At 54.3% G+C, this 9575-nt stretch carries 10 protein-coding genes; 6 read left to right on the top strand and 4 right to left on the bottom strand.

The features are described 5' to 3' along the window. Positions 1-11 precede the first annotated feature (11 nt). Positions 12-122: a helix-turn-helix domain-containing protein gene (locus tag D9K61_RS27900; RefSeq protein WP_371688478.1), complete on the top strand. Its 111-nt coding sequence runs from the start codon at positions 12-14 to the stop codon at positions 120-122. Between the two features lie 532 nt (positions 123-654). Here D9K61_RS27900 and D9K61_RS14140 read toward each other — a convergent pair. From D9K61_RS14140 to D9K61_RS14130, 3 genes are all read right to left on the bottom strand, one after another. After that, positions 655-1224, bottom strand: coding sequence for a DJ-1/PfpI family protein (locus D9K61_RS14140; protein ID WP_120633858.1), 570 nt, complete (start codon positions 1222-1224; stop codon positions 655-657). A gap of 57 nt (positions 1225-1281) precedes the next feature. After that, positions 1282-2136 (bottom strand): alpha/beta hydrolase, encoded by an 855-nt coding sequence (locus tag D9K61_RS14135; protein ID WP_162946901.1) that lies wholly within the window; start codon positions 2134-2136, stop codon positions 1282-1284. Positions 2137-2240: 104 nt separating this feature from the next. After that, positions 2241-2879, bottom strand: a complete 639-nt coding sequence (locus tag D9K61_RS14130) for a LysE family translocator (protein WP_120633856.1) — start codon at positions 2877-2879, stop codon at positions 2241-2243. Positions 2880-3026: 147 nt separating this feature from the next. Between D9K61_RS14130 and D9K61_RS14125 the strand changes: the two genes are divergently transcribed. Then, entirely contained in the window at positions 3027-3416 is a 390-nt protein-coding gene (locus D9K61_RS14125) for an MAPEG family protein (RefSeq protein ID WP_120633855.1), read from the top strand. A 20-nt stretch (positions 3417-3436) separates the two neighbouring features. On the opposite strand, the gene D9K61_RS14120 is transcribed toward D9K61_RS14125, so the two are convergent. Next, positions 3437-4132 (bottom strand): TetR/AcrR family transcriptional regulator, encoded by a 696-nt coding sequence (locus tag D9K61_RS14120; protein ID WP_120633854.1) that lies wholly within the window; start codon positions 4130-4132, stop codon positions 3437-3439. 889 nt (positions 4133-5021) lie between these two features. Here D9K61_RS14120 and D9K61_RS14115 point away from each other — a divergent pair. From D9K61_RS14115 to D9K61_RS14100, 4 genes are all read left to right on the top strand, one after another. Then, entirely contained in the window at positions 5022-6230 is a 1209-nt protein-coding gene (locus tag D9K61_RS14115) for an ROK family transcriptional regulator (RefSeq protein WP_120633853.1), read from the top strand. Next, complete coding sequence (locus D9K61_RS14110; RefSeq protein ID WP_120633852.1) at positions 6227-7492, top strand: M20 family metallopeptidase; 1266 nt, start codon at positions 6227-6229, stop codon at positions 7490-7492. The genes D9K61_RS14115 and D9K61_RS14110 overlap by 4 nt, the downstream gene beginning before the upstream one ends. A 10-nt stretch (positions 7493-7502) precedes the next feature. After that, entirely contained in the window at positions 7503-8552 is a 1050-nt protein-coding gene (locus tag D9K61_RS14105; protein ID WP_120633851.1) for a substrate-binding domain-containing protein, read from the top strand. Positions 8553-8614: 62 nt separating this feature from the next. Beyond that, positions 8615-9568, top strand: coding sequence for an ABC transporter permease (locus D9K61_RS14100; RefSeq protein WP_120633850.1), 954 nt, complete (start codon positions 8615-8617; stop codon positions 9566-9568). The last annotated feature ends 7 nt before the right edge of the window (positions 9569-9575 follow it).

The following is a 9575-nucleotide window of genomic DNA, read 5'->3' as shown; positions in this document are numbered from 1 at the left end:
CCGATACATCGATCACGGAAATAGGCTTTGAGATCGGATATGAAAGCACGTCCCACTTCATAGCCCAATTCAAATCACTGTTTGGAATAACCCCCAAACAACTGCGTTTGGAGCAGCTATAGCGAACATTCTTGAGTCACTGAGAGCTTGGCTAGATCCAACCATCCGAGTCCAATTGGGGTTATCAAAGGAACGTAGCCTTTCCAGTTAAATCTGTTCGGGCTAGCTTTTTTGCTAGAGATCCCGATATCTCCATCGACTCGCCTTTTCGTTTTTATGGGCTCAATCAGAGTTCCACCATCGAAAGCGGTCACCAGCTTAACTGCAGCGAAATGGCTCCATTACGTAACTTTCAGCCGGCTCGCCAATGCCCGTTGCCAGATTACGAACGGCGTTCAGTCATCTTGATCGTCTGGGAAACCCGTGCCTTCCCAGACGTTTCGCCGAAGGTTTTGATATTTTGGCGAAAGGCTGGTCTCAGAATGCGGCGGCATCGCGGATCTCTGCGCTAGCATTAGGCGGCAAGGAGCCCGACTTGTTCCTTGGATTTTTTCGCACAGCAAAAAAAATCATCCCCGTAATCGCCAACCCTGATTGCTATCAGTAAATGGTGCGACCCAGCTGGTTTCGCTTAGGGCGCATTCGCCCTCCTTTTCATCCGTGCTCGGCAGCCAGTATCCCGCGCAGTTTCGAAACCTCGTTCGGATCCAGGCCCGCGGCTTCGAAAATCGCCGCAGCAAAGGTCACGGGGGCGGTTCCGGCGGCCGAGATCACGCCGCCAGAGGACACCGCCGATGCAACGTCCTGATACAGAGCGGCACCTGAATAATCCGCAACGCTGTCCTTTAGAAAGTCCAGATTATTTGATGTATGTTCCGTAGAATTCAGCAACCCCGTGCGGGCCAGTGCCAGAGTCCCGGCGCAGATCCCCCCGACCGCAACGCCGTTCCCATGCTGTGTCCGCAGTAGGTCGGCCAAATCCGGCGCGTCCGGCGTTTCCCAGATGGTGCCGCCAATGACAGCAATCACACGGGGGCTCCACGCCACCAGGTCATCGAGATCCTGCGATACCAATGCGGTGAGCCCGCCAAGCGAGCGAATTTCGCCGGGCACGGGCGTGAAATAGGCGACCTCCAGATCATATGACGGCCCACCCGTGCCTCCGATCAACGCAAATTCCCAATCGGCAAAGCCCTGGGTCAGGATAACGGCAATCTTAGTCATTTCATTGGCTCCATTTCTGAGAAACTGTTGTTCCTTACGCGGAATGAACGTCCATTCCTAATTAAAGCGCAGCGCCCATTCTGCCAGCGTATCTGCGGCCTCGCGGGCCTTAATGTCCAGCATGATGTCATGACCGACATCGGCAATTTCGACATAATTTGCACCATACGCCCGCGCCGCGATTTGCGATTGTTCGGGGACAATGATGGCATCCCTTTGCGCGGCCACCCAAAATTTTGGGCAACTGGAATCCGTCGGTGGTACCCATTTGGGTGGGCGATGCTGCATCAGGACAATTTCGGATTCAGGTCCCAGATCAGCGCGCAATGCTTGCGCGGCCTCCACGGCCCCCTCTGACAAAAACCATTTTTGAACAACCCGATCGTTGCGGAACTGAAACCGTGGCCCCAAGAACGGGCTAAGAAAGGTGCCCAGCGGATCGATAAACATCGCATTTCGAAAGCTGTCTCGCATGATGTCATGGGCCGTCCATGAGGCGATAAAGGCCGCGGCCGGTGGCTCTCCGACGTATCGCAGATACCATTGGATAATGGCGCCTCCCATACTGTGCCCAACCAGGATAGGAGTGTGGTCAAATCGCGCCATTTCATCCACCAGAAACCGCAGATAATAGGCGAGCGAGCATTCCGCGACCGGGCGCTGTTCATCGGATTTGCCATGCCCCGGCAGGGAATAGGCCAGTGTTTCAATTCCCTGTTCTGCCAGGTGCTCTTGCCAGATTTTCCAGCACCCCGCCGAATGCCACATCCCGTGTTGCAGCAGCAAAGGTCGAGTTTTTGAGGGGGCTGTCGGCTGGTAATGCACCCTTTCAATTCCACGGGATATTGTATGGCGGATCGATGCTGCACTCGTCCTGGTTTCCGACAGAACAACCTCAATTGCATCGGTCATCTGGTTGTGAGAGGTTTCAAAGTCTTGCTGATGATCGCGCTTTATGAGCTGTCGCATTTTGTAGGGATTTAGCACGGGGCTTCCTTTGGCATGGATCGTGACGTTTATGTTTGCGACCGAAAGGACATCAGCTTCAAACCGAAACCAATAAACGCGATGCCGGTGATCCCTTGCATCCATCTGCGCACGGACCGACCAACAGTTATCTGGCTGAGTTTTGCGCTGAGCAGGACCAACATACTGAACCAGAGTGTTGCGATCAGAATATGTAACGCGACCAGCAGATAGGCCGATTGTGTTGACGCCGCCCCCGCAGGGATGAATTGCGGAAAGGCGGCCAGATAGAATAACGACACTTTGGGGTTCAGCGCGTTGGTCAAAAACCCCGCCACAAAGTTATGCCACATCGTATGTCCCCCACGGCTTGCTTTGATCTGGGGTGGTGTGTCTGTTTTCGCGGTCGCAGCGCGCAGTGACTTCACCCCAATCCAACATAAATAGAGCGCGCCGAGATACTTAATCGTCGTGAAAATCATCGCCGATTTCATCAACAACAGCGAAAGCCCGAGAATAGACAATGTGCCATGCATCGCAAATGCTGCAGCAAAACCCGCGATGTTTGCGAACCCCGCGCGCAGGCCGGATTTCGGAACCGTGCTCAGGATCAACAGACCATTTGGCCCCGGCGAGGTGACCAGAAGAGCCGCAAACACTGCAAACGTCGCAACTTCATGCCCTGTCATTGATCTAAGGCTCCTCTCTCTGCAGTTCAGTCACCAGAGCGTGATGCCTGTGCGTGTTGGCGGGTGATCCTGTTGACTCCATACATACCTTCGGTATGTCTTCTGTCAAGTTGACAATCTGAGATACGAAATACGGGTGAACCACAAATGCAAATTGAACTTATGCTCCTTCTGATCGCCTGTTTGTTGGGTGTCGTGCATCTGGCCGCGGCCTCGTTTGCCTTTAAGGCACAGGTGGGGCACGCCTATACGATCGGTGCGCGCGACGAAGATCTAAGACCAACCGGGCTGGCCGGACGGCTAAAGCGCGCCCACAGCAACTTCCTCGAAACGTTCCCCATCTTTCTCGCACTCATCTTCGTGCTGCAGGAAGTCCAAGGGTTTGATCAGTTAAGCAAATGGGGGGCCGTTTTATATGTCTCAGGCAGGCTTCCCTTTCTGCCTCTTTATGCGGCTGGCACGGTTCTATACAGGACGCTGTCCTGGAAAGTTGCGACTGCGGGAATCGCACTTGTTGGCGTGTCCCTTTTTGTCTGAAACCGGATCGACGAACCCAGTTATGTTACCTGAAAACCCAACATAGGCAACTTTTCGATGGCTTCATCGCTCCGAATGATCGACGTGCCATCCGGCACGCCAATCAAACGATCAATAGCGATACCTTGTTGTTTGAGGAGCTGCGCAACTTGATTGACCAATTGATCGGTTTCCTCTGGGTTTGCGGCATATCGTAACCGTTTCAAAGCAGCCTGATGCGCAAATGCAATCTGAATGACCAGTTCAGAAATGGCCCGCGCCTCTTCCCCGGGTCGCGGAAGGCCTGTAACTCCTTCGCGCAATATTTCGGTCAAGACGGGCAGTGTTACGTCCTTGATCCGTTGAAATAGCTTGTTGCGGATGGTGTCATTCTCATCAAGGTAAATGCCGCGCCCGATGGTTGAGCTTCCGTCTTGACTGGGGAATTCAAACTCGGATCTCAGGATGCTCAGAAACGCCAGATACCTGTCCAGCGGCGTCTCTTCAGATGCATCAAGAGTGCCACCAAGGCGGGCTTCAAGATGCGACACCAGTTGATCGAGGAGCGTTTCCAGCACCTCGGCTTTGGAAGAGAAATGATGATAAAACGCCCCTTTGGTCACTCCAGCAGCAGAGACAATATCCGCAATGGAGGTCTCTTCATATCCGCCCAATAGAAAAAGTTCCTGTGCGTGCCCAAGGATCTGTGCAGCTCTGTTCGGGTTGTTCTTGGTCATCGTGTCCGCAAAGGCCTCCGTCAAACTGGATCTCGAAATGGCACTTTTGACGTCACCAGCTCCACTTCCGGCATCTTCGCTGATCAGTCGCTGTGTTTCCAGAGTGTTTGTGACGCGGGAAGTTGGTGATGTTCTGGTTGGACCCTAAACTTGCATTACTGACATTGGCAAAATGACGGGAAAATCCCAGGCCTTGCTCATCAAATCTGTTTACAGCGAAGGTTTCGTTTTGGACGGGGCCAATAATACCGTCGCGAATGACCGACCTGACGAAACCCTCTATGCAGCGATACGAATGCCGCGCACATGAACAAATGCTGCATCTTCGATAGTAGTAATTGCAAAAGACGGCTTCGTCCGCGACCTGTGAGTTGCCCTGACAGTGCTCGCTGCGTGGCGAACGAATGGCGGCTATCTCTGTCGGCGCGCGGCGTCATGAACCAAGCACATGCAGCGATTCTCGTGCTGCGAGCGCGCGCAGCGAAGAAATCCAAGGTACGAGCCGGGCTCATACCGGCCATCTGACGCTTTCGGTAAGGCAATTTTGTGTGGTTCAAGGTGGCCAAGGTCGGCTGAGCGGACTTTTCCGACCTTCATTTTTCCAGCTTCGCTGGCGCAGCATTATCTTGCTATCGTGGCAGAACGAGTTCAGCCATGCGGCACATGTCGTTAGACCGGTCATTCGCAGTCGCCAGTATACGTCTAAGCCAAACTGTCTCTTTTTTCGCATCGGTGTCGGACAAACAAGGCGTGGAAAAAGCCACCTATCGCAACGGTCAATATAGGGCACTCCCAATCAATCCTGCATGTAAATTGGATGGCCAATTCAATGTTGACTAAACTCTGGAATTACTATTAGTTCGGTAATGGAACGAATTAAACGGATGCTATGCCCGCTCAATCGAAAATCTCCCGCCGAATGTCACAGAGTGCCGTTGTTCAAGCGATTGCAACCTATGGTCCAATCTCGAGAGCAAGCGTTGCAAAGCTCACAGGCCTTTCGAAGCAGACTATTTCAGAGATCGTAGGCAATCTTGAAGCAGACGGGTGGGTGCGAACTGTCGGTCAAACAGAGGGCCATGTCGGCCGCCGAGCAGTCGTTTACGAAATCGCGCCGGACGCTGCGACTGTCGCCAGTGTCGATCTGGGAGGCACCAAAGTCCGGGTCGCGCGATGCGATCTAACCGGGTGCGTTCTGGCCGAAAGGACAGAGCCAACGGAGCAAAGCGGTGGCATAAATGTCGTCGAGCAAGTCAGCCGGATGGTGCGCACAACCGCGGCAGGTTCAGAATACGGTGAATTGAAATTTGTTGTTGTCGGTGTTCCTGGCGTTCCCGACGCCTCCACCGGAGCGATCCATATGGCCCCCAACATTTCTGGCATAGATCAGATTGATTTGGCCAATGAACTTAATGATCGGCTGGGTGTCGAAGTTCTTGTCGAGAATGACGTGAACCTTGCCGCTTTGGGTGAACATTGGATGGATAACCGGACCGATGCCGACGATCTGGTTTATGTTTCTGTCGGGACGGGTATCGGCGCCGGCATCGTTGTTGAAGGCAAGCTCATGCGCGGCGTATCCGGTGCCGCTGGGGAGATCGGGTTTTTGCCATTTGGAGCAGACCCGTTCGAGGCAGAGAGCCTGAAAACTGGCGCGCTGGAACGTGTCAGTGCAACCGAGGCAATTGTTGGTCAGTACTACGACCTTTCTGGCAAGACTCTAAGCGTGCCAGCAATTTTTGACGCCGCAAATGCAGGCGACACGCATGCTGAGACAACGTTGGACAACGTCGCTATGCAAATTGCGCGGGCGTCAGCTTCTATCATTGCAATTCTCGACCCTTCTTTGATTGTCATGGGTGGCTCAATCGGAGCCAGGGAAGAGTTGATGCATCGTGTCAGCCGGTTTCTGGAACAGTGCTTCCCCCGAACCGTTTCGCTTCAGCCCTCTAAGCTGGGTACGCATGCGGCGCTGGCGGGTGGGGCATCCATCGCTCTTTCCCATTTGCATATGTCTCTCTTCGCAGAAGGACAAAAGGGTGCTGAAATCCGTGTCCCGCCACCGGCATTCGAGACCTTCAAGGCTGGCGTGTCATGAGTGGGAATACTCTCCTAGAGAAGCTGCTTTCTGTTCAAGACGCGCAGTCCGACGTCGCATTGCTTCGTGACGCCTTGGCGGTTGAAAGTGTTACTGGAAACGAGACGCAGTTCGCAACGTTCCTGGAAGGGCAGCTGTCAAACCTCGGGCTCAAAACTGAAATGGGGACTTTCGAGGGCAAGCGCGAAAACGTCTGGGGTGTTCTATCAAATCAAGCGCCTAACCTCATGCTTTTGGGGCACACGGACACGGTTCACGTGCGCGGGTGGACAGAACACTGGAGGGATGATCCGAGGAGAGACCCATTCGGCGGGATCGAAATCGAAGGTCACATCTGGTCACGCGGCGCCAGCGATCTGAAGGGTGGGATTTGTGCCGCGATTGCGGGATACCGACTGTTACAACAGATCGGTGTTCAACCATCCTGTGGGCTGACATTCGCATTTATTGGCGACGAAGAGAGCGGCGAGCCAGGTAGCGGGGTCAGCGCAGGAGCAAAGGATTTAGTGCGCCGCATCAAAGTGGGAACGATCCCTCGCCCGGACTTCGCAATCTATGTCGAACCCACCAGCCTCGATATCTACACGGCCCAGATCGGTTTCTTTATTGCTGACATCACTGTCACCGGAAAAACTGCCTATTTTGGCACTCCAGAGCTTGGCGTCGATGCTTTAAAGGCAACCCACAATCTGTTTTCGAGCATCTGGGAACACGAAGCTCAACTCAATTCCGGTCCGATCCACGATCTTGTTGGCACTTCCTCCATTTTGGTGACTGATATCAGCGGGGGCGGGTTCATTGCTGTGCCGGGAGAGTGCAAGCTATCCTTGATACGCAAGCTGCGCCCCGGCGAAGCGCTCGATGATGCCGTCGCCGCTTTCGAAAACGCTTTGAACCTCAGCGACTTGCCAGACGGCATCAAGATAAAGATACAGTACCCCGCTGGACGGGATCATCCGAAAGGCGGCTCGCCGGTGGAAAACGATTCAGATCTTGCCGCCGTGAACCTGCTGCAAGACTGCATTCAGCAAACCCGTCCAGAGGCGGGCCGTGTTGGTGGGGCACCTTATTGGTCTGAAATGCCGTTCCTCACGGAACAGATCGGATGCCCGACGGTCTATTGCGCCCCCGGAGACATCGCAGTCGCTCATACATTCGAAGAACGCATCGAAGTTGAAGAATATCTCGCGGCGGTACGGGCCTTTGCGCTGTTTTTCGCAGGGTTCAACGCAAACCATTCCATACAAAAAAGTCCAACCTGAGGAGGAACGAATGACTTACCTTACATCCACATTGGCGGCGTCAGCGCTTATTGCACTGTCCACCAGCTTGAGCGCCGAGACAATCGGACCAGGGGGCGAAAGCGCTACGCCTTCGTCGTCCGTTGTCGTAAGCGACGACCAGGTCGCAGCCGTTCAGGCGGCGGGATATTCAGCAGCCCTGCTCTGGCATGACCAATCAGACTTTGTAAACGCTGTCACCGCAGGAGCCAGCGACGAGTTCGCACGACTGGGCATCGAAGTTGTTGCTGTTACAAGTGCGGGCTTTGATGCCGCCAAACAGCGCAGCGACATCGAAACGGCCATGGCTAAGTCACCAAACATCATCTTGTCCCTTCCTTTGGACCCGGTGACCTCGGCGGCTGCTTTCGAAGAAGCCAAGGAGGCGGGCGTCGCCCTGTCTTTCTTGTCGAATCTCCCTGCCGACTATCAGCATCCTGACGACTATGCTGCGATCGTAACTGATGATCTATTCCAGATGGGCAAACAAGCGGCTGACGCTCTGGCAGCAGCAATGGGGAATGAGGGCACAGTCGGCTGGATTTATCACGATGCAGCTTACTATGTGACCAATCAGCGGGACAAGGCGTTCAAGACGACAATTGAGAGCGACTATCCTAACATCTCGATTGTGGCCGAGCAAGGTATCTCTGATCCAGCACGTGCCGAAGAGATTGCCAACGCAATGCTGCTTAAGAACCCTGATCTAGGTGGCGTCTACGTTACGTGGGCTGGCCCCGCAGAAGGCGTACTCGCGGCACTGCGTGCTAATGGAAACAGCAGCACAAAGATCGTAACGCTTGATCTTTCCGAGCCGATTGCACTGGACATGGTTCGGGGTGGGAACGTTGCGGCCATCGTTGCGGATGAAGCCTATGAATTGGGTCGCGCAATGGCAGCAAGCGCAGTGCTTGACCTGTTGGGCGAAGATGTACCGCCATTCATCGTTGCACCCGCGCTGGCGGTCACTGCGGACACCGTTGTCGAAGGATGGAAGAAGTCGCTGAACATCGACGCACCAGCCAGCCTGTCGTCCAACTAAGAACCTCCCTGGCGGGTCGCCTTCGGGCGGCCCGCCCAAGACTTGAAATATCTGAGGCACGCATGGAACAGGCTCTAACAAAACTGCGAAACATGGATTTGCAAAGAAGCGTTATCTATTTCGGCTTCCTTGCGATCTTCCTGTTCTTCGCTTTCACATTGCATGATGACGGGTTTCTCACCAGTCGGAACCTTACAAACATCGTCCTGCAAACCGCTCCGGCCACGATCATGGCAATTGGTTTGGTGTTTGCACTCTCTGCCGGAGAGATCGATCTGAGTTTCGGTTCCATTGTAGCTGTGTCAGCTCTTTCTGCGGCAGTTGCTATGCAAAGTGGACCGATGATCCTCGGTGTGGCCGCTGGACTCGGCGCAGGCATATTGATTGGAGCATTCAACGGCCTTCTGGTGGCCTATCTAAGGTTGCCTTCTTTCCTGGTGACATTGGCCACCATGGGTCTATTCGCAGGGATAGCGCGATCCATGACCGATCTGCGTTCAATCCCAGTAATCAACGAGACGTTCACCGGTATCTTCGGCTCTGGACGCCTATTTGGCGTGCCTTCCCTTGTGATCTGGACAATCGTAGCCGTCATCGTTGGTCATATCATCTATCGAAATACCCGCTTTGGTGCCCATGTTCTGGCCGTCGGCGACAGCGCACGCGCCGCGCAAGTGTCCGGCATCAAAGTACCGCGTGTGCGCTTGATGGTGTTGACGCTGTGTGGAGCGACTGCTGGTCTGGCTGGCCTGCTTTACGCAGGGCGAATTCAAGCTGCGAAATACACCATGGGCGAAAGCGACCTCATGACTGTCATCGCCGCCGTCATCGTTGGTGGAACAGCTTTGAACGGGGGCAAAGGGTCCATCATAGGCGCGCTTCTGGGCTCGTTGATGATGGGGATGCTCAATAACGGGCTGATCCTGATGGGGCTTCAGGTTTCCGACCAGATGATTGTGCGCGGACTGATTATCTTGCTCGCCGTCGCAATCTCACTTCGCGAAATTCGCCGCTAGCTTTTGG

This window comes from Ruegeria sp. EL01 (assembly GCF_900313035.1).
GTDB lineage: Bacteria > Pseudomonadota > Alphaproteobacteria > Rhodobacterales > Rhodobacteraceae > Ruegeria.
The sequence above is the reverse complement of the archived record's forward strand: the minus strand, read 5'-3'. Positions and strand labels throughout refer to the sequence as shown.